Annotated in this window: 17 protein-coding genes; 7 read left to right on the top strand and 10 right to left on the bottom strand. The window is 70.3% G+C overall.

From position 1 onward, the window contains the following. Positions 1-38 precede the first annotated feature (38 nt). Positions 39-785 (top strand): IclR family transcriptional regulator, encoded by a 747-nt coding sequence (locus ACYVOO_RS21375; protein WP_461017261.1) that lies wholly within the window; start codon positions 39-41, stop codon positions 783-785. A gap of 45 nt (positions 786-830) precedes the next feature. Here the strand turns inward: ACYVOO_RS21375 and ACYVOO_RS21370 are convergent, their stop codons facing one another. Beyond that, complete coding sequence (locus tag ACYVOO_RS21370; RefSeq protein WP_461017260.1) at positions 831-1,307, bottom strand: SRPBCC family protein; 477 nt, start codon at positions 1,305-1,307, stop codon at positions 831-833. Positions 1,308-1,532: 225 nt separating this feature from the next. Between ACYVOO_RS21370 and ACYVOO_RS21365 the strand changes: the two genes are divergently transcribed. Further along, positions 1,533-2,765, top strand: a complete 1,233-nt coding sequence (locus ACYVOO_RS21365; RefSeq protein WP_461017259.1) for an erythromycin esterase family protein — start codon at positions 1,533-1,535, stop codon at positions 2,763-2,765. A 193-nt stretch (positions 2,766-2,958) separates the two neighbouring features. Here the strand turns inward: ACYVOO_RS21365 and ACYVOO_RS21360 are convergent, their stop codons facing one another. The 4 genes from ACYVOO_RS21360 to ACYVOO_RS21345 form a co-directional block, all read right to left on the bottom strand. Continuing rightward, positions 2,959-4,044 carry an NAD/NADP octopine/nopaline dehydrogenase family protein gene (locus tag ACYVOO_RS21360; RefSeq protein WP_461017258.1) on the bottom strand — a complete coding sequence of 362 codons (1,086 nt, stop codon included), beginning with the start codon at positions 4,042-4,044 and terminating at the stop codon, positions 2,959-2,961. A gap of 166 nt (positions 4,045-4,210) precedes the next feature. Then, the gene (locus tag ACYVOO_RS21355; RefSeq protein WP_461017257.1) at positions 4,211-5,761 is read right to left on the bottom strand and encodes an AbgT family transporter; all 1,551 of its coding nucleotides are present in this window, start codon (positions 5,759-5,761) and stop codon (positions 4,211-4,213) included. A 517-nt stretch (positions 5,762-6,278) separates the two neighbouring features. Further along, positions 6,279-7,001, bottom strand: a complete 723-nt coding sequence (locus ACYVOO_RS21350; protein ID WP_461017256.1) for a GntR family transcriptional regulator — start codon at positions 6,999-7,001, stop codon at positions 6,279-6,281. Between the two features lie 186 nt (positions 7,002-7,187). After that, complete coding sequence (locus ACYVOO_RS21345) at positions 7,188-8,273, bottom strand: endonuclease/exonuclease/phosphatase family protein (RefSeq protein WP_461017255.1); 1,086 nt, start codon at positions 8,271-8,273, stop codon at positions 7,188-7,190. Between the two features lie 210 nt (positions 8,274-8,483). Here ACYVOO_RS21345 and ACYVOO_RS21340 point away from each other — a divergent pair, with 210 nt between their 5' ends. The 3 genes from ACYVOO_RS21340 to blaOXA all read left to right on the top strand — a co-directional run bounded on the left by ACYVOO_RS21340 (position 8,484) and on the right by blaOXA (position 11,366). Beyond that, positions 8,484-9,179 (top strand): response regulator transcription factor, encoded by a 696-nt coding sequence (locus ACYVOO_RS21340; RefSeq protein ID WP_461017254.1) that lies wholly within the window; start codon positions 8,484-8,486, stop codon positions 9,177-9,179. Further along, entirely contained in the window at positions 9,172-10,254 is a 1,083-nt protein-coding gene (locus ACYVOO_RS21335; protein WP_461017253.1) for a sensor histidine kinase, read from the top strand. Before ACYVOO_RS21340 ends, ACYVOO_RS21335 begins: the two co-directional genes overlap by 8 nt. 200 nt (positions 10,255-10,454) lie before the next feature. Further along, entirely contained in the window at positions 10,455-11,366 is a 912-nt protein-coding gene (gene blaOXA, locus ACYVOO_RS21330; RefSeq protein ID WP_461017252.1) for a class D beta-lactamase, read from the top strand. Here blaOXA and ACYVOO_RS21325 read toward each other — a convergent pair. Beyond that, positions 11,257-12,843, bottom strand: coding sequence for a nucleotide disphospho-sugar-binding domain-containing protein (locus ACYVOO_RS21325; RefSeq protein ID WP_461017251.1), 1,587 nt, complete (start codon positions 12,841-12,843; stop codon positions 11,257-11,259). The genes blaOXA and ACYVOO_RS21325 overlap by 110 nt on opposite strands. Positions 12,844-13,370: 527 nt before the next feature. Here ACYVOO_RS21325 and ACYVOO_RS21320 point away from each other — a divergent pair. Then, positions 13,371-15,110 carry a formyltransferase family protein gene (locus ACYVOO_RS21320; RefSeq protein ID WP_461017250.1) on the top strand — a complete coding sequence of 580 codons (1,740 nt, stop codon included), beginning with the start codon at positions 13,371-13,373 and terminating at the stop codon, positions 15,108-15,110. A gap of 34 nt (positions 15,111-15,144) precedes the next feature. Continuing rightward, positions 15,145-15,924, top strand: coding sequence for a phytanoyl-CoA dioxygenase family protein (locus ACYVOO_RS21315; protein ID WP_461017249.1), 780 nt, complete (start codon positions 15,145-15,147; stop codon positions 15,922-15,924). A gap of 52 nt (positions 15,925-15,976) precedes the next feature. On the opposite strand, the gene ACYVOO_RS21310 is transcribed toward ACYVOO_RS21315, so the two are convergent. The 4 genes from ACYVOO_RS21310 to ACYVOO_RS21295 form a co-directional block, all read right to left on the bottom strand. Beyond that, complete coding sequence (locus ACYVOO_RS21310) at positions 15,977-16,672, bottom strand: SDR family oxidoreductase (RefSeq protein ID WP_461017248.1); 696 nt, start codon at positions 16,670-16,672, stop codon at positions 15,977-15,979. Positions 16,673-16,719: 47 nt separating this feature from the next. Next, entirely contained in the window at positions 16,720-17,637 is a 918-nt protein-coding gene (locus ACYVOO_RS21305; RefSeq protein WP_461017247.1) for a cupin-like domain-containing protein, read from the bottom strand. A gap of 482 nt (positions 17,638-18,119) precedes the next feature. After that, positions 18,120-19,211 carry a 1-aminocyclopropane-1-carboxylate deaminase/D-cysteine desulfhydrase gene (locus ACYVOO_RS21300; protein ID WP_461017246.1) on the bottom strand — a complete coding sequence of 364 codons (1,092 nt, stop codon included), beginning with the start codon at positions 19,209-19,211 and terminating at the stop codon, positions 18,120-18,122. Continuing rightward, positions 19,208-19,441, bottom strand: coding sequence for an MbtH family protein (locus ACYVOO_RS21295; RefSeq protein ID WP_461017245.1), 234 nt, complete (start codon positions 19,439-19,441; stop codon positions 19,208-19,210). Before ACYVOO_RS21295 ends, ACYVOO_RS21300 begins: the two co-directional genes overlap by 4 nt. Positions 19,442-19,774: the final 333 nt, after the last annotated feature.

The following is a 19,774-nucleotide window of genomic DNA, read 5'->3' as shown; positions in this document are numbered from 1 at the left end:
ATCGATGGCAAACTAATCAGATGTCGTACGGAGGGTCAATGGATGGCGAGAAGTCGGTGAATTCGGTGGCCAAGGCGCTGCGCGTGCTGCACGCGCTCGCCCAGCCCGAACTTCCGCACCGTCTCAAGGAGATCGCGGAGTACGCGGGGGTCTCCAAGGCCAGCACCCATCGCATCCTGGCCACCCTCATCGAGGAGGGGTACGCCGTCGCCGACGGCGAGGGCCGCTACGGGATGGGGGTCCAGCTACGCGCCCTGGCCGCGCGGGTCTTCTCCGACGACACGGTCGGCATCGACGCGGTGCTCCGCGCGCTCCAGCAGCGGCTGGGCCAGGCCGTGCACCTCGCCGTCCTCAGCGGCGACCACGCCACCTACACGCACAAGGTGGACCCCGGACACGCCTACCGCATCGCGACCGAGGTGGGCATGCCGCTGCCGCTGCACGCGAGCGCGGCGGGCAAGGTGCTGCTGGCCCACCTCCCGGAGGCCGAGGCCGAGAGCCTCCTCGACCGCACAGGGCTGCCCCCGCGCACACCCCACACCCTCACCGAACGCGCCGCGCTGGCACGGGAGTTGGAGACCGTGCGCGAGAACGGCTGGGCGGCGGAGTACGAGGAGGCCGACGAGTCCGTCTGCTCCCTGGCCGCACCCGTGCTCGACACCGAGGGCTACCCGATGGGCGCCGTCTCGGTCTCCTCCCTGGTCTTCCTCGTCACACGCGAACAACTGCGGGAGTTCGCACCCGCGGTGTGCCAGGCAGCGAAGGAGGTCTCGCGACGGCTGTGACGGGCGCCTGCGGCATCCCGCACCGCACCCCGGGCGGACACGGCCTCACCCGCCGGAGACCAGCCCGGCCAGGTGGTGCAGTGAATTCGCGAGGTGCTCGGGGCCGAACGGCGGAAACCGGAGGTACTCACGGATGGACGGCGGCACCGCCGACCAGTCGTAGGTGAGTGTGACCTCGGTTTCGGACGGACCGAGCGGTGTGAGGTCGTAACGCCAGGACCAGCCGCCGAACTCCAGACGGCCGTCCTCCTTCTCCTGCCCCGTCAGCCAGCCGATGGTGTGCGGCGCGTCGAGCACCTGGACCTTGTTGGCCACCCGGTAGTCACCGTCGGGATGGCCGGCGTGGTACATGTCCATCCGGAAGACCTGCCCCACCTCGGTCAGCGTCGCCCGGTCGGCAGGCTCCTGGACCCATCCTGTGCCGTCGATCGCGGAATGGGACGCCGGGTCCGCCAGCACCGCGAACACCTTCGCGGCGGGCGCGGCGACGGTCAGGGTGGCGCTCACGTTCTCCTGGTCCACGGTGTGCACACTCCTCGTCGTGTCGTCGCGGGCCTCCCGCGGGCGCGGGAGCCTTCTCCCTTGTGCAGACGACGCGAGGGAGCGGAAGTCATCGGCCGCGCGGACGGAAACCCCCACGCCAGGCCAACCAGCGTGAGCCGTACGCCGATTGGAAGGTTCTGCCGTTCTGCCCTGCTGACATCGCGGAAAAGTCCCCATAAGAGCTTCAACGATACCGTTGAAGCCATGGTTACCGACCTCAGCGCCGCCGCCCATGCCGTCGATGCCTCCCAGGTCATGAGGCTGCTCCCGGGCCGCCCCCGGCTGCTCGCCCTCGGGGAGCCCACCCATGGCGAGGAGGCGCTGCTCGATCTGCGCAACACGCTCTTCCGGCAGCTCGTCGAGCAGGAGGGCTACCGGACGATCGCGGTCGAGAGCGACTGTGTGAGGGGCCTGGCCGTGGACGACTACGTCGCCTCCGGCACGGGCACTCTCGACGCGGCCATGGAGCGCGGGTTCAGCCATGGCTGGGGCACCTCAGCGGCCAACCGCGAGCTGGTGCGCTGGATGCGTGCCTACAACGTCCGCGCCGAAGACGAGGGCAGGCCCGCCTCCGAGCGGCTCCGGTTCGCCGGTTTCGACGGGCCCCTGGAGATCACCCACGCCGAGAGCCCCCGCCACTCCCTCACCGCACTCCACCGCTACCTCTCGTCCCTGGTGGACGCGGACCTGCTCCCCTGCACCGCGGACACCCTCGATCGCCTGCTCGGCCTCGACGACCAGTGGACCGAACCCGCCGCGATGACGGACCCGGCCCGCTCGGTGGGGCAGTCGGCCGAGGCCGGACGACTGCGGCTGCTCGCCGACGACCTGGTGGCACTGCTCGACGCGCAGACACCGCACCTCATCACCGCGACCTCGCGGGACGAGTGGGACCGGGCGCGCCTGTACGGGCGCACCGCCACCGGTCTGCTCGGCTACCACCGCTGGATGGCCGACACCTCCCACGCGCGCATGGCCCGGCTGATGGGCCTGCGGGACGGGATGATGGCCCGCAACCTCCTCGCCCTCGCCGAGCGGGGGCCGACGCTGGTCCACGCCCACAACGGCCACCTCCAGCGGCGGAGGAGCTCGATGCGGATGGCGGGGCTGCCGCTGGAGTGGTGGAGCGCAGGCGCGATCGTCAGCGCCCGCCTGGGAATGCGGTACGCCTTCCTGGCCACGGCCCTCGGCACGCTCCGGCACCGGGGAGTGGACGTCCCGCCCCCGGACACCCTCGAAGGACTCCTGCACACGCTCCCGGAGAGCCACTGCCTCCTCGACGCCGCCCGACTGGCCGACGCCCTCGCCGACGCCCGGCCCGCACCACGTGTGTCCCCCTGGTTCGGCTACGCCCCGCTCGACGCCGACCACCTGCCCGACACGGACGGCGTCGTGTTCGTCAGGGACGTCCCGCGGGCCTCGACGCATGCGCCGTGACCTGGCGGCGACGCACGGTCGCGGCAAGCGCACCGCCTCTCGGGTGAAGTCGTAGAAGGCGACGACGCCGACACGCAGATGGAAGGGCATCGTCGTCGCCGTACAGGCACGGAGCCGAGCGGAGTGGGCGCGCACCGGTGATCAGCGGCCTCGGATGGGGTCCGCGATACCGGTGCGCTCCCCCTTCAGTCAGTCAGCACACCGAACCGTCGATGAATGCTGCTCGGATCGAGCCGACGTGGGAGCCGAGCAGTCCGAGTGACTCTGCCGTCCTGCCGTCGGCGACGAAGTCTCGCCCGCACAAGGTGTTGCTCAGAGCGATGAACGAGTCGGTCAGGGGCATGGAGAGGCCGATCTGGGCGGCCAGCGAACTCCAGATGACCAGTCCGAACGGAATGTCCTCGGTGAAGTACCGGTGGTTGACCGAGTCCGGCTCGGGGAAAGCCTGCCGACCGTAACCCTGCACGATCCGCTCGACGTAGGTGCCCTCGGTGACGCCGTAGGCGCTGGTGAGGAAGTCCCAGAAACTGGTCGCCTCCACTCCGAGTGCATGCGCGAGGCCGAGTCGCTCACGGTCGAGTGCGTCGATGACCTCGGCAATGCGGGGTGTCACCAGGGAATGCTGGGGGCGGCAGTCGGCGTCCTCGACCGTCTTGAAGTTCAGCACGGCCGGCGGCACGTGATAGATGGGGTTGCCGTTGGAGAGCCCGACGGCCAGCGCGTCCCCGCCCGACACGTACCGCTCGCCGAAGTAGGTCCGCAGGATCGCGAGGGCCTGGGTGGTGTCCGCGCTGGGGACGGCGGCCAGGGGCACGGAGTGCTTGATGGCCCCGATGTAGACGTTGGCGGGCTGACGCAGGCGGCAGGTGTAGAGGCTGGTCGGTGTTTCCGCGATGAGGCAGCGCTTGCGGCCGGCCAGCAAGAACATGCGCGCAAGCTCGACGCCGCTGCCCAGCACACCGGGCTGGATGAGGACGAGTTGGGAGGGTTCCAGAATCGCCGCGAGTTCCTGCGAGATGTACGCGTGCGCGAAGGCCGGTACGGCGACGATGACGACCTGCGCGCCGTCGACGGCTGCGGCGAGGTCGGTGGTCAGCAGGGACGGCTTGCCGTGGCCTTCCACTTCTCCGACCAGGTCGATGCCGCCGTCATTGGCCTTGACCGGTTCGAGGTCGTGGCCCCACCTGTCGAAGAGTCGTACGTCGTGGCCCTGGAGCGACATGTGGCCGGCGATGGCCTGACCGACATTCCCCGCGCCGATGATGGCGATGCTACCCATGCGAGAGAATCTCTCTTTCTGTTTCATTTCACAACGGACCTCGGCGTTGCCAAGGGGTGGAATGCCGCAGGGCTTCTGTAGCGGTGAGAACCGCCCTGCGGTCGTCAGGCTGTGACCGCCGGCAGAGGCATGCCGGCAGAGGCGTGTCGCAGCCAGCCCGACGGGCCTATCTGATGGGCACACCTGGTCCGAGGGGGATTCCGAGCGTGTACCAGAGGGCGAAGAAGGCCGACCACGAGATGAGCACGGTCAATCCGACGGGAACCGTGAAGGACAGCAACGTGCCGATGCCGGCGCCCTTGCGGAACTGCTGGACGAATCCCAGGGCCAGGACGAAGTACGCGTTCATCGGGGTGGTGTTGGTCACCGAGTCGCCGATCGCGAAGGCGACCATGGCGGCCTGGGGGGCGAGCCCGATGTACATCGCCAGGGGGACCAGCACAGGGGCGAGGATGGACCACATGGCCGAGCCGCTACTGATGATGATGTTGAGGCCGCTGATGGCCGCGACGATCACGAGCAGAATCACGAGGTGGGGCGCATCAAGGGACTTGAGGAGTTCGGCGCCTTCAACGGTGATCACAGAGCCGATGCCGGTCCAGGTGAAGTAGGCGAGGAACTGCGCGACCGCGAAGAAGAGAACGATCACGGGAGCGATGGACCGGATCCCGTCCGCCATGGCGGAGGGAACGGACGACAGCGTGGGGATCGTGCCTACCTGCCTGCCGTACACGACACCGAGGATCGTGAACAGCAGCGCGATGAACACCGCGATGTTGGCGACGATCACGGACTGGACGATGCTTCCGCCCTCGCCGCGGAACGGGGACCCCGGCCACAGGAGCGCGGCCACTCCCAGGACGTAGACCACGAGTACTGCCGCGGCTGCCTTCATGGCCCGCTTCTCGATGGCGGTCAGCGCAATCGCGTACGGGCTGCCGATATGCCCGCCAGTGTCCGCGTGCTTGGCGTTGAAGACCTTGTCGGCGGCCGCCTCGTCCTCGGGAACCGGCGTGAACTCCGGCCGCTTCGCCAGGAACAGATCGACGGTGAGGGCAATGACGGCAGCGAGGAACACCGAGGACGCCGCGGTGAAGAAATAGGTGCCGACGGGAGTGATGACGTAGTGAGGATCGACGGTGTGCGCAGCCGCGGTCGCAAGCGATGACCGGATGGCATCGGCCGGGGTCACAAGCGGACTGGCGTTGAAACCGATCGCCACCGACGCGTACGCGACCATGAGCCCCAGCAGTGGACTCCGCCCCACGCTCCGATAGGCCAGCGCACCCAGAGGGATCATCACGATGTAGGCCGAGTCACTCATGACGTGCGCCGTCATGGCACTCAGGGCGACCGAGAAGGTCAGCCAGCGAGTCGGCAGCCGACCGATCGTGACACGCAGGAGGGCGGTGAGCAGACCGCTGCGCTCCGTGACGCTGACGCCGAGCAGAACCACGACGACGACCGCCAGGGGCGGGAACCCGGCGAAGTTGTCCAGCGCGGACTCCGCCGCGAACTTGACTCCAGCAGAAGAGAGCAGGTTCTTCACCGCGACGGAGTCGCCCGTCGAGGGCAGTGTGACGGACACGTCGGCACCGGCCAGTACTGCACTCGTCACGCCGAGGACGGCTGCCAGAATCCAGAAGAGCCAGAACGGATGGGGCAGCTTGTTTCCAGCTCGCTCGATGGCGCTGAGCACGCGGAACAGTCGTTTCATAGAGGCGTCGGTGACCGGTCCGCTGCTCGCGGTTTGCGTCATCTCAGAGGCCTTTCGATTCGATTGCGCTGGAGCGGTGAGGTCAATGGGAATGACTTGTCCGGCTCGCACATTTGACGGCTACAGGTGCATCCGTGCGGCGAGGATTGGTTCGGCAGGCAACGATTCGTCTGGACGATCGAGGGAGGCCTGCCGCGTGTAACCGCCTCCGGAGAACCCGGAACGCGACTGGGGCACTACTCAAGCCACGGCCGCATCGGCCGGGCGGGTGCATTTGTCGTCCTCAAGCAGATAGGCGCGATCGGCCGAGGCTGTGCGCGCACACTGCGGGGTCTTGCCTTCGTAGGGCGCCGACTGAAGTGGCGCTCTACGATCTCGATCGCGGACCTGTCCCGCGTGAGCAGGCCATGGGCCCGAGCAGGCGGAACCGCGTGCTCGACGAGACCACGGCAGACGGATTGCCGCGTCGTCTCGGCGAGCCGGGCGCCAGTCGGGTCAACTGGCGGACATCAGGGGACTAGAAGGGCGGTACGGGCTCAATGGTCTGTTCGAGGAAGAACTCGACAAGGTCGGGGCGGATGATGTCCCACCTCGCTTCGGCGAGCTTTCCGTCGACCAGCCAGGTGAGCCGACGAAGCCGGATCACCGCCTGGCCCTCGGGTACGCGAAGCTGTGCCGCAGTCGCAGCGTCGAGCGCGATGGGATCGATGTAGATGCGGGATTTGGCCGCGGGGATGCCCATGCGGGCGAAGTAGTCGTGCACTGTCAGATGGCCGAGGTCCTCCTCTCGCAGTCGCGGCGCCAGTGAGAACGGGATGACGGTGAGTTCGACGGCGATCACGTTGTCGTCGACGTCGAATTTCAGCCGTCGCAGTTGATGTACAGGCGTCTCCTCGTCCACTCCCGGCATTTCCAACCCGGCATCGCGGGCCTGGACCACCGCCGCAGACTCCACAGCATGCCGACCGGGGATCTTCGGCCCCGGCAGGGACGTGTTGACAAAGCGCAGCAGGTTCTCCTGCCGTGCTCCCCCGGTGACGAAGGTGCCCCGCCGCCGGTGGCGCTCCACCAGCCCGGCCTGCGCCAGCTCGCTCAGCACTCGCTGCGCGGTCGCGCGACCGATCGAGTACATCCGCTGTAGCTCGGCCTCCGTGGGAAGCCGACTGCCGGGAGGAAGTGCGCCAGAGCGGATCTGCTGCTCGAGCTCGTTGCGGATCCGCAGGTATGCCGGGACTGCCATGGCCAGAAATGTAGCCTCGCTCAATTGACCGGTCAATAGCCGATTTTTGCAGTCAATTAATCGCTCGTTATGCCCGTGTCCATCAAAGGCCCAAGGTCAGATGCGGGGATCTCCACCGGGCTGCTTTCGCGGCAGATTTCGCGGAAGGCACGGGGCGGATGCGGGTCCGGGGGCTTTACTCGATGTTCACCATCTGATTCCGGCCGCCACCGGCAGGTGGTCGCTGCCGGTCGCCGGCAGCACCCAGGAGCTCTTCGCCTCCACGCCCCGGACCAGGATCTGATCGATCCGCGCCACCGGGAACGTCGCCGGCCAACTGAAGCCGAAGCCCTCCCCGGCTGTGTCCTGGGCCGAGTGCATCTGCGAGGTGATGCCGTCGAATGCGCGGTCGTCCATGGTGCCGTTCAGGTCACCGAGCAGCACCACCCGCTCGTCCGGCTCGGCGGCGATGGCCTCGCCGAGCGCCCGGGCGTTTCTGTCCCGCGAGTCCGTCCAGAAACCTGACCTGGGATTTGCCCGTACGGACCCCAGGTGGGCCACATACACGGCCAGGGGCCCCTGGTCCGTGGCCACCGTGGTGCGCAGCGCCCGGTTGTCGGCCATCTTGACGTCGGCCGGCTTCGTGTCCCCCAGCGGCCCGACGTCCTGCTTGATGTCGACCGGCCGGGTGTCGGACAGCGCCAGCTTGCTCCACAGCCCGACCGTGCCCTGCACTGTGTGGTGCGGATACGTCTTCGCCAGCTCCTTCTCGTACGTGCTCCTGGCCTGCTGGGTGATCTCCTCCAGCGCCAGCACGTCCGCACCGGAGGCGGCCAGGGTTCGGGCGGTACCGGCCGGGTCCGGGTTGTCGGCTCCGACGTTGTGGCCCGCCACGGTGAGGTCACTGTCCGGGTGGGCCTTGTCGCTGAGCAGCCCGCCGAAGAGGCTCAGCCACACCAAGGCGGGCATCAGCAGCGCGACCACTGCCGAGGCGGAGCGGCGCCAGAGCGCTCCGGTCAGCAGCGCCGGGACGAGCAGGCCGAACCACGGCAGGAAGGTTTCCACCAGGCTGCCGAGGCCCCCGCGATCGGTGATCTGCGCGTGCGACAGCATGAGCAGGCCCAGCACGAGCGCCGACGCCGCGAGCACCAGGCCGCGCTTCCATGGCCCCGGCCCGGAGAGGCCCCGGAGCGTCCGATGAATGCGTGCGCGCCACGTCTCGCCGGTCCCGGCCGCCGGGGCACCGGCTCCGGTACCTGGCGCACCGGTATCCGCCGTGCCCACCTGCGTCATCGGCTGTCCTCGCTCGCTGTCGTTCGCTGCCCCTCGCTGCCGTTCGCTGCTGCGTCCTCGGGTCCTGTGCGGGGTCGGCATACAGCGGTGCGTTGTTCGTGCTGATGCTGGGGTTCGAGTCATGCCGTCAGTGAAAGCGACACGATGTTGCCGGCACGTATGCAGTTTTCGATACGCCAGCGATATGCGCTGACTCGTAGCCTCGATACCATGCGTGTGCTGATCGTCGAGGACGAGCCCTATCTGGCAGAAGCCATCCGCGACGGGCTGCGCCTGGCCGCGATCGCGGCCGACATCGCAGGTGACGGTGACACCGCTCTGGAACTGCTGATCATCAACGCCTACGACATCGCCGTCCTCGACCGCGACATCCCCGGACCGTCCGGTGACGAGATCGCCAAACGCATCGTCGCCTCCGGCAGCGGCATACCGATCCTCATGCTCACCGCAGCCGGCCGTCTCGACGACAAGGCATCCGGGTTCGAACTCGGCGCCGACGACTACCTCACCAAACCGTTCGAGCTTCGAGAGCTCGTCATGCGGCTCAGGGCGCTCGACCGCAGGCGCGCCCACAACAGGCCCCCCGTACAGGAGATCGCCGGTCTGCGCCTCGACCCGTTCCGCAGAGAGGTCTACCGGGACGGCCGCTACGTCGCCCTGACGAGGAAGCAGTTCGCCGTGCTCGAAGTCCTCGTCTGCGCCGAAGGCGGTGTCGTCAGCGCCGAAGAACTCCTGGAACGCGCGTGGGACGAGAACACCGACCCGTTCACCAATGCCGTACGCATCACCGTCTCGGCCCTGCGCAAGCGGCTCGGCGAACCCTGGATCATCACCACCGTGCCAGGCGTCGGCTACCGCATCGACACAGCCCTCGGCACCATACGTGAGGGAGGGGACAGTGGATAGGCAGCCCGGGCTGAGCGTTCGCCTCAAACTCACCCTCAGCTACACCGGGTTCCTCATGCTGGCCGGCGCCCTGATGCTCATCGCCGGATGGTTGTTCCTGACTCGTGTGAAGCACGTCGGGCTCATCTTCCTTCCCGACTACCGCCTCTCCGTCGCGCGCGACTTCGCTCCGATGGCGGCCATCACGATGTTGTTCCTGCTGGTGTTCGGTCTCGGGGGAGGGTGGTTCCTCGCCGGTCGCATGCTCTCCCCGCTGAACCGCATCACACACGCCACCCGCATGGCCACGAACCGGTCGCTCTCCCACCGCATCCATCTGCCGGGCCGCAAGGACGAGTTCCGTGAACTCGCCGACGCCTTCGACACGATGCTCGTACGGCTCGAAGCGCACGTCGCCGAACAGCGGAGATTCGCAGCCAACGCCTCGCACGAGCTGCGCACCCCGCTGGCAATCTCGAAGTCGCTTCTCGACGTGGCCCGCACCGATCCGGACCACGACACCGGCGAACTCATCGACCGCCTCCACGCCGTCAACACCCGAGCCATCGACCTCACCGAGGCACTGCTCCTGCTCAGCCTCGCCGAGCAGAGGTCCTTCGCCCGGGAACTCATCGACCTGTCCCTCGTGGCGGAAGAAGCCACCGAAGCACTCCTCCCCCTCGCGGAAAAGCACGACATCGCCCTCGAAACCAGCGGCGACATCGCCCCCACGACCGGATCACCGGCGCTCCTGCTCCAGATGACCACGAACCTCGTACACAACGCGATCGTCCACAACCTGCCCGGACACGGCAACGTGCGGGTCCACACCAGCGTCCGCCCCGACACCGTGGTACTCACTGTCGAAAACACCGGTGAGCAACTCACCCCCCAGTTGGTCTCGACCCTCACCGAACCCTTCCAGCGCGGCACCGAGCGCATCCACACCGACCATGCAGGTGTCGGCCTCGGCCTGGCCATCGTCAAAACCATCACCCAGGCACACGACGGAACACTCACCCTCGCCCCGCGCTCTGCCGGCGGGATCCGCATCACTGTGGCACTACCCGCGATGTCCCCGTACGCCGACAGGTGAGGAATCGGGGAATCGATGCGCGGCCAGCACATTGACGTGCTCCCTGGCCTGACGTCCAGGGATTCCGGTCTGGGTCGTGTGCCCCTTCCGAAGGCTTCCTGCTCTTCACCTCGGGGAGGAGGCCCGGCTCGGTGTCCACGACGCCTCGGGCGCGCGTGTCCCTCGGCCGGGGGCGGCAGCGGCTCCGGTAGCCTCGCCGCGTGAGCAGCACACCATGGCATCGCAGAGTCGGCGCCTGTGCGGCGTCAGCCCTTCTCCTCCTGCTGTCCGCCTGCGACAGCTCCTCCGGCACACCCTCTCCGCCGGAGCGTACGGAGAACAGGCCCGCCGCCAGCAGCCCGGCCGCACGACGGGACCCGGCTCCGGTGGTGCGCGACGACCTGGAGTCCGTGTTCCGCCAGGCCGGCACGCGGGGCGCGTTCGCGCTGTACGACGTGCGGGACCGCCGGTGGACGCTGGTGAACCGCGAACGGGCGGAACAGCGGGCGGTCCCCGCCTCCACCTTCAAGGTCATGAACAGTCTCGTCGCGCTGGAGTCGGGAGCGGTGCGGGACGAGACCGAGGTGGTGCCCTACGGCGGGAAACCGCAGCGGCTGGACGCGTGGGAACACAACATGAACCTGCGCGACGCCATCCGCGCCTCGAATCTGCCGGTGTACCAGGAGGTGGCCCGCCGCATCGGACGGCACACGATGGAGAAGTGGCTCGACCGCGTCGGCTACGGCAACCGCCACATCGGGCCGGACGTCGACCAGTTCTGGCTGGACGGTTCGCTGAAGATCTCCCCCGTGGAGCAGGTGCGCTTCCTCCACCGGCTGTCGGGCCGCCACCTCCCGGCCTCGGCGGACAGTCAGCGGACGGTGCGCGACATCCTGCCCGTCGAGGGGCACGGGGACCGGACGGTGCGTGCCAAGACCGGCTGGGCGCGGCTTCCGGACACCGACCAGGGCTGGTGGGTCGGCTGGGCCGAGCACGACGGGCGCCGCTACTGCTTCGCGCTCGTCATGGACGTCGAGCGCCCCGAGCTGGCGGACAAGCGGATCGCTCTCGGCCACGAACTGCTGCGCCGTCTCGGCGTGCGGCTGCCGGAACCCGCCGCCACCAAGGCGTGACGGGAGCCGGTCCGGCCCGCCACGCGCCGTCCGGCGACGCCTCCTCCGGCTCCCGCTCCCGCGGCCACGCGCCGTTCCGTCGCCCACCCTCCGGGCGGGCCGCTTCCGGGCGGGCCCCGTCGGCTAGCCCGGTCCCTCTCCCTCGGGCAGGCCCCGGCGCGGCGAGCAGCTCCGCGACGATCCCGTCCCCCGGGTCCTCCTTCCGCAGGATCCCGCCCAGCCGGTCGAGCCTGGCCCGCACCTCCGGGTCAGCGGCGACACCGGTCGCAGCGCGGCGGATGTCACCGGCGGTGTCCCGGTCAGCGCGGCCCCGCCGTCCGACGCCGTGGAAGACCACCCGGGCGGCGTTGCCGAACTGGTCCACGCGCCGTGGGAAGACCACCATCGGCACCCCGAGGAGCAGACATTCCTTCACGCTGTTGTGCCCGCCGTGCGTCAGTGCCACCGAGGCGCGGCGGAGCGTGGCCAGTTGCGGCGCCCAGGTCACGGCGTGGACGTTGTCGCCCACACCGTCGAGCGAGGCGATGATCCGCTCGTCCGGGACGGTGATCAGGAGTGCCCACTCCGGGTCCCCCGCGAAGGCCGCCGCGACATTGCGGGCGAGCCGCGCGCAGGTCGGGTCGATGCTGAGGGCCACGGTGCCGACCGAGAAGTACGCCAGCTTGCGGCCCGGTTCCAGCCACGACCAGTCGAAGGGCGGCTCTTCGCGCTCCAGGTCCACGCAGGGCCCGGCGTAGCGGGCGCCGGGCGGGGCGGGGTCGGGCGAGAACTCGAAGTGCCGGGAGGCGAGGACCAGTTCCAGTGTGCCGTCGAACCGGATGTCGTAGGACAGCGGTCTGCGGACGAACCGCTTGCGGAAGGGGAACCGTGCCTCGCGGGAGGCCGCGCGCATGATCCGACGTACGCTCCACCCGCTCCGCAGTCCGGCAGCGGCGGCCGTGACGCGGAACGTCCAGTACCCGGCCCACTGCCAGGCCCAGCGGAGCTGCACCTGGCATCTGCCCCAGGTGGTGCTGCGCGGGACGAGCCCGGAGGTGTACGGGGGTGTGTGCGCGTCGCGCCGGAAGAGGGTCTTGGTCGACAGGGCGACGACGGGCACTCCCTCGGCCCACCAGAAAGGGTAGAACGGCAGCAGGAACGGGTCCATGACCACCAGTTCTGGCCGGGTCTCGCGGACCACCGCCGCGATTTCGTCCCGGGCAGCCCGTACCAGGCCGCGGATCCGGTGCCGTGCCGTCAGACGGCGCCGCAGCGGGCCCGGCGGGCGCGGCGCGCCGCAAGCCGGGTCGTCCAGGCCGGTGGCGTACAGGGGAAGGAACCCGTGACCGTGCGCGCTGACGGTGTCCCGCGCCCGTGGCGGACCGCAGTAGTCGACGCGTGCGCCTGCCTCGGTCATCCGCCGGGCCAGCAGCAGCGTCGCATGGATGTGGCCCGGGTGGGCGTCGACGACGAAGAGCACGCGCCGGACCCGGGTCATGACGCGCTGCCGTCGGGCATGGCGGGTGAGTCGAGTGCGGCAGGTGAGGCCGTCACGGAGCGGGAACCGGACGGGTGCGAACGCTGCAAGGCCCTTTTTCCTCCTACTCGGACGCCGAGGGCCCGGCACGGTGAAGGCACTGCCGGACCGCTCGAAGTGGGCCGGAGACACCACTGCGGGGATACGGCCCGTGCCGCGCACGAGGCCGTCCCGGCATGACGTGATGACGCCGGATGCGAAGGACTGCGCTGCTCCCGGGACGGACACCGCATCGGTATCGGGGAAGGAAAGAACGCCGGGCCGGAATGCGGTCCGGCGCCGGTTCACCGTAAAGAACGATGCTAGCCGCAGTGGAACAGCCCGTCGACCCGCCGGACGAATCCGGCGACGGGCGTACCGCATTGCCGGGGAAGGATTGTGGTGACGCGTCATGGACAATCAACTCGGGTCGTCCGTAGAGTCTTTCGCGCGGTACTGGAAGCGGCGGAAGCCGGTGGATTCCCGTTCGGCACGGCGGTGAGCTGTCCATGAGTACCTCTCCTTCCCCCGGATTCTCCTTCTCCTGTTGCGTCACCGGCTCGGCCGCATTCACCACGCACTGTGCGGATCTGCTGCTCGACGCGGGGCACGATGTTTCCGTGGTCGTCAGCGCGAACAGCCGGGTCTCCTCATGGGCTGAGCGGCGCGGCATCCGGCGCGTGAACGATTTCCGGACACTCATGGCGGCAGGACCGCCGGATTTCGACTATCTGTTCAGCGTCATCAATGGCGTCGTCCTCTCCCCGGAAGTGCTGCGGCTTCCCCGGAAGGCGGCCATCAATTACCACAACGGACCGCTTCCTCGGTATGCGGGCGTCAATGCCGCCTCGTGGGCGCTGCTCAACGGCGAGACGGAGCACGGGGTCACCTGGCACCGGATGGTCGACCGCGTCGACGAAGGCCCGGTGTACGTCCAGCGGCTGTTTCCCCTCGCCCCCGGTGCCACGGCCGGAGAGGTCAACGACACGTGCCGACGGCTCGGTCTGGAGGCCCTCGGCGAGCTGGCCGCCGCGCTCGCGACGGGCCGTGCCACGGAGGTTCCGCAGGACCTCGGCCGCCGCACCTACTATCCGGCGCGCCGTCGGCCCGTCTCCGGCGGGCTGCTGTCGTGGGACCGCGAAGCGCGTGCGCTCGTCCGCCTCGTCAACGCCCACCAGGTCGGGGGCGTCGTCAACACCTTCGGTACGGCCAGGGTCGACCTCGGCACCGGCGCGGCCGTCGTCGGCGCCGCGCGGGAGACCGGCACACCGTCCACGGCTCCGCCGGGCACGGTGGTGGGCGCGGCGCGCGGCACGCTCCGGGTGGCGACGACCACCGACGACATCGAGCTGACGGACGTCACGGACCAGGACGGCGGCGTGGCGGACCTGCCCGCTCCGGGCGGCGTCCTGCCCTCGGTTCCGGCGTCGCTCCAGGCGGAACTGCGGGCCCGCCTGGAGGCCGCGGCGGCGCACGAGGCGTACTGCGCCCAGGAGTTCAGCGTCGCCGACCGGACCCCGCTCCCGGTGAAGGCTCCCCTCCAGGTGGCCGCGCCGCCCCCGGGTGCCCCGCGCCAGGGGCCGTCCGCGCAGGTGAGCGTCGCGCTGCCGGTACGCGCCGACGCCGACGGGGCAGCGGGACCGGACGAGGCAGCGGGGCCGGACGGGGCAGCGGGGCCGGACGGTGAAACGGACCCGGCACACCGGCTCCACCGGCTCGTCCTCGCGGCGACGCTGCTCACCGTGGCGGAGCACACCCGACGGGACCGGGTCACCGTGGACCAGAGGTCCCCGGCGGGCGCGGACCTGCCGTCCCGGCTGGGGCGGTTCCTTCGCGCGGGCCTGCCCGTGACCGTCCCCGCCACCGCCACCGCCACCGGTCAGGGGAACCCCGACGAGTTGCCGGCCGAGGTCTGGGAACGGACCGGTGAAGCGCTGCGCACCGCGCGGGGCCGCGACGTCCACTCGCGCGACCTCGCACTGCGGCGCAAGCTGCCGCGCACCGGCCTGCCGGTCCGGGCCGGTGTCAGGGCCGCAGCGCCCGAGGACGGCGCGGCGCAGCTCGACGTCGTCCTCGACACCGCACGCGGGGAGCTGCGCCTGTCCAGCACCGCCACGCGGCAGTGGCCCGCCTTCCCGGAGGCCGAACTCTCCGCGCTGGCCGACCGGTTGCTGCACTGGCTCCGCCTGCTGCGCACACACGCCGCCGCGCCCCCGGTCCGTGCGGCGCCGGGTGCGGACCGCCGGTGACCCCCTGCTGAAAGGCCCTCCGCCGAAAGGAGACATGGTGCACGACACCGTCTTACGCACCCTCGACGAGGCACAGGCCGCCGCCTTCGTCCGGGACGGGTACGTCATCTCCCGCGAGGTGTTCCCGCGCGAGGTGGCCGAGCAGTTCCTGCCCCACATCTGGCGGCGTCTGGACGGCGTGACACCCGACCCCGCCACCTGGCGGCGCCCCAACGAGCAGGTCGAGGACGTGCTCACCGACGGGCCCGTCGACGGGCTGTTCACGGCGCGCTACCGCGCCTGTGTGGACGATCTCGTCGGTGCGGGACGCTGGACGACCAAGCGCGGCTACGGCTGGGTGATCTGCCGCTTCCCCGGCTTCAGCAGCCCGCCGTGGCAGCCTCCGCCGACCGGGTGGCACGTGGACGGCATGGACTTCCAGCACCGGCTCACGTCGCCGGAACAGGGGCTGGTCGGCCTGGAGCTGTTCACCGACATCGAACCCGGCGGGGGCGGCACCGCCGTCCGGGTCGGCTCGCACGCGGTCGTGTCGCGCCTGCTCAGGGACGCGGAGCCGGACGGGGTGAGCTACCCGTGGCTGCGCGAGTGGTGTGCCGAGTTCGAGGGGCTGCCGGTCCGGGAACTCACCGGTGCCGCGGGCGACGTCATCTGGATGCACCCGCACCTCGTCCACGCCCGGAGCCCCAACACCCGCGAGACCGTGCGGATCGCGGCGAACCGCACCATCTCGCTGCACGCGCCGATGGACGTGACGGGCCGGGCCGACGAGTCCCTCGTGGAGCGGGCCATCAGGACCGCGCTCGCCGAGGGCTGAGCTGACGGCGGGGGGCGGGCCCCGGGCGGAGACCCCGGACCCGCCCCCGTCGTCACCAGGGGATCTCCTTCCCCTCGTGGTCGAGGAACCGCCCCGAGTCGCCTGGACCGAGGCCGTCGATGACGGACGCCACAGCCCGCGCGCTCTGCGCCGGTGAGAGCGGCGCGCCGGGCCCGCCGAGCGCCGTTCTGACCCAGCCCGGATGAATGCTCGCCACGGTCACCCCGCGCGGGGCCAGTTGCGCGGCGAGGTTCCTGACCACCATGTTCAGTGCCACCTTGGCCGTCCGGTAGGCGTACCGGGAGCCGTCCTGCTCCTCGGCCATGCTGGCCATCCGGCTGCTGATGGCGACGATCGTCTTCCTCTCGCTGCGCGCCACCGGCTCCAGCAGTGCCTGGGCCAGCTTGAGCGGCGCGTAGACGTTGATCCGCATCGACTGTTCCCACGCTTCGTACGTGATGTGCGGGAACGGCTGCGAACGCCCGCCGCCGAAGGCGTTGTTCACGAGGAAGTCGACGGACTCGCCGGACAGCGAGTCCGCCAGCGCCTCGATCCGCGCGTCGTCGACGAGGTCGAGCCGCGTCCAGCGGAGCCGGTCGTCGCCGTACCGTTCCCGCGCCGCGGCCAGCTCGGGCGGCGGTGCGGGGGCACGGCCGGTCGCGACGACGCGCCAGCCCCGCCGGACGCATTCCTCGGCGAGCGCCAGGCCGATGCCCCGCCCGGCGCCCGTGATGAGTGCAGTGTGCACACCGTTCCTGTCGTCGTGACGTCCTGTCGTCCTGGCTCCCTGGCGCCCTATCGCGAGCGTTCCATCACTTCCTGCCTGCGGGTGAAAGCCTTGCGCCCGGCCAGGTGCCGGAAGAGGTACTTGCGGTACGGCTTCATGATCAGGCTCCGCCTGCCGTTCGGGTATCCCCAGCGGCGCAGCGGGGCGTCCCAGAACTCGACGGCCACGACGCACGGGTCCACCGCTGTGGTGAAGTGCCACCAGTGGGTGGGGATGAACAGGCAGTCCCCGGCCTGGAGTTCGGTGGTGTACGGCGTCGTGCGGTCGAACAGCGGGTACTTCTTGCGGTCGATGGCGTCCAGGCCCTGCTCGAAGGGGATCTCGCTGCAGAACACCGCCTCGGTCTCGTCGAACCATGCCTTCGGCCCGTCGGCCAGCCGCCGGGGGTAGAGGTACGGCGAGTCCTTCGGGTCGAAGAGCACGAACCGCTTGCGGCCGGTGAGGAGCTGGGCCACCGCGTCGCGGCCGTTGTGCCAGTGGATGCCCCGGTGGAAGCTGATGAACAGGGCGTGGCGGCTGCTCTCCCGGAAAGGCAGCGCGGGGCGGTCTATCTGGTCGAGCCCTTCCAGCCACGACGGCTTGCGGTACAGCTCCGCGAGGTGTCCGATGTGTTCCAGGGGTAACTGGCACACCGCGTACTGCTGTTTCTCCGTGCTGGTCACGGAGCGGGTCAGCTCGATCGCCTCGGCGAAGGGCATCTTGGTGATGACGAACTCGTCATCCACGGTCGGCCCCGAGGCGCCCCAGTCGTAGACCGGAACGGTGACGTCACCGACGAGGTCGGAAAGGCCGTCGAAATCCCACGCGCTCTGCGGGAGTCCCTTCGCTCCGCCGGCGATGACGACGGGCTTTCCGGCTCGGACATATTCGTGCAGGAACGTCGCTCGGGTGGGGGCCTCGATACGCTCGATCTCACGCAGGTGCAATGTCGGCCATCCTTTCGGGTCGCTGTGCTCGGGAATTTCCGGAGAGCGTCCCGGCACGCGCCGGGGGCACGTGCCGGATGTCGCTCTGCCGCACGCGAGAGCCGGAATAAGGGTGGCGGCCGGACCGGTGGGGGAGGGAAACACCCCGGCCGCCGTCGAGTCTTCCGGAAGAGAGGAATCCGGAACCCCGGCTGGGCGACAGAGTCCAGCCGGTCGGTTTCTTCCGGCAGTGAGAGACGGGTGGACATCCTCAGAATGGAGGGTGAAAGCCGTCGGCGGCAAGGAGTCCCGCAATGACGGACCGTTCCGGGCGCCTCTCAATCGCCGGAATTCTCTTCCGGCGCGGCCCGTACCGGACCAGGCCGTTCCTGATGCCCGTGGCCGGTGGCCGCCGGTTCCGGTGCGGCGGCCGACGGCGGGCGCGCCGGTCCGCGAGAGCCCGCAACCGGCCCCAGGAGGCGAGCTCCCGGATCTCCGCGCTGTCACCGCAGGTGCGCCGCGAGGTGTCCGGGCAGCGGGGGTTCCGGGTCGCCGCCCGGGGCCGTGTCCGGAAGCTGTCTGCGGTTGCTGCCGCTGTGCCAGAACAGCCTGCTGCCGGAGAGGGGGCGGGCGGAGGCGTCGCGCCGGAAGTGCAGGAACGCGGGCGCCGTGTACCACTCGTCCAGGTCGATGCCCTCCAGTTCCCGCAGCCGTGCCGCCTCCTCGGCGGCCCCCGGCAACGGCTCCCCGTACGCGGTGCCGCTCCAGCCGTCCCGTACGGCCACCTCGTGCTCGTGGACGGTCTCCCCCGGCTGCCCCATGGCCTCCCGCAGGGTCCGCACCGTGTGCCGTGCCCGCGCCAGCAGGCCGGGGGCCGCGACGGCCCCGTCGCCCATCACGTCGACGGCCACCACCCGGAACGGCAGACCCGCCAGCTTCAGCCCGGCGGCGATGCCAGCGGCGGTGAGCATCGAGGCGGCGGGCAGATGGACCCGCAGCGGCAGCGGGAGTTCCTGCCGCCTGGCCTGCTCGGCGAGTTCGAGCCCCGCGTAGGCGTGCGCGAGGGCGCTGCGCGGGTCGGCGCCGCCGAAGGCGAGGACGAAGGGCCGCGCACCGTACGCGCGCAGGGCCCGCAGCTCCGCGGTGACGGCGGGCCCGGCAGGTCGCACCGAGGTGCCGTACTCGACCGGGACGAGGTCGGCGCCCGCCGCGAGGGTGAGCCGCAGGTTCCGCTCCACCATGGGGGTGTGCGGCTGCGGCAGCACCAGCGCGCGGACGCGCAGCCCGAGCGTGCGGGCGTACAGCGCGGTCGCCGCGAGGTGGTTGGAGCCGATGGTGGACGCGGTCAGCACGGTGTCGGCCGACTCGGCCACCGCGGCACCGAGGGTGAACTCCAGTGAGCGGGCCTTGCAGCCACTGAAGACGCGGGCGTTGGTGTCCTCACGCTTGATGTGCAGTGCGGGGACGCCGAGTTCGGCGGCCAGCCGCGTCAGCGGCAGCACCGGGGTGTCGTGGGTGTCGAGGAGCGGGGTGCGCGGGAGGCCCGCGGCGCGGGGCGCGGCGGGGAAGCCGCCGGGGGCCGGGGGCCGGGTCACGCGTGCTGCCCGCCCGAGGTGTCCGCCTCGCGCAGCGCTTCGCGCAAGCTCTTGGGGCGCATGTCGGTCCAGTGGGTGTCGATCCACGCCAGGCAGGCGTCCTTGGTGCCGCGGTGCCCCGCCGGGCGCCAGCCCGCGGGGAGTTCGCGGTCGGCGGGCCAGACGGAGAACTGCTCCTCGTCGTTGACCACGGCGTCGTACACGGTGTCCTGGGGGCTGCCGTCACTCATGTCCGGGGCGCTCCTCGTCTCGTCGTCGCGGATGGTCGCGGATCTGCGTACGGGGCGTGCGGGCCTGCGGTACGGACCGGGCCGGGCCGCACCCAGGGCGGGCGGCGAGGAGCACGCCCACGCCCCCGGAGGGCCGTGCGGGAAATTCCCGTCCACGCGCCGCGCGCCCCGCCCCGTATAGAATCGCCCAGGCCGAATTCCCCGTCCACAGTGCGTGGTGGAGTTTTCCGGCCGCTGTTCCGCGTACGCACGGACGCGTGGGGGGAGATTCCCCTTCCGCGGGCGGAGAGGGGCAACGTGGGGGAATCCTCCGGAAGCGCGAAAGAGAGGACA

Source organism: Streptomyces daliensis, from assembly GCF_054782395.1.
The sequence above is the reverse complement of the archived record's forward strand: the minus strand, read 5'-3'. Positions and strand labels throughout refer to the sequence as shown.

Coding starts and splice junctions, on each gene's coding strand:
- ACYVOO_RS21375 (WP_461017261.1), top strand. CDS start 39: ATGGATGGCGAGAAGTCGGTGAATTCGGTGGCCAAGGCGCTGCGCGTG.
- ACYVOO_RS21365 (WP_461017259.1), top strand. CDS start 1,533: ATGGTTACCGACCTCAGCGCCGCCGCCCATGCCGTCGATGCCTCCCAG.
- ACYVOO_RS21360 (WP_461017258.1), bottom strand. CDS start 4,044: ATGGGTAGCATCGCCATCATCGGCGCGGGGAATGTCGGTCAGGCCATC.
- ACYVOO_RS21355 (WP_461017257.1), bottom strand. CDS start 5,761: ATGAAACGACTGTTCCGCGTGCTCAGCGCCATCGAGCGAGCTGGAAAC.
- ACYVOO_RS21350 (WP_461017256.1), bottom strand. CDS start 7,001: ATGGCAGTCCCGGCATACCTGCGGATCCGCAACGAGCTCGAGCAGCAG.
- ACYVOO_RS21345 (WP_461017255.1), bottom strand. CDS start 8,273: ATGACGCAGGTGGGCACGGCGGATACCGGTGCGCCAGGTACCGGAGCC.
- ACYVOO_RS21340 (WP_461017254.1), top strand. CDS start 8,484: ATGCGTGTGCTGATCGTCGAGGACGAGCCCTATCTGGCAGAAGCCATC.
- ACYVOO_RS21325 (WP_461017251.1), bottom strand. CDS start 12,843: ATGACCCGGGTCCGGCGCGTGCTCTTCGTCGTCGACGCCCACCCGGGC.
- ACYVOO_RS21320 (WP_461017250.1), top strand. CDS start 13,371: ATGAGTACCTCTCCTTCCCCCGGATTCTCCTTCTCCTGTTGCGTCACC.
- ACYVOO_RS21315 (WP_461017249.1), top strand. CDS start 15,145: ATGGTGCACGACACCGTCTTACGCACCCTCGACGAGGCACAGGCCGCC.
- ACYVOO_RS21295 (WP_461017245.1), bottom strand. CDS start 19,441: ATGAGTGACGGCAGCCCCCAGGACACCGTGTACGACGCCGTGGTCAAC.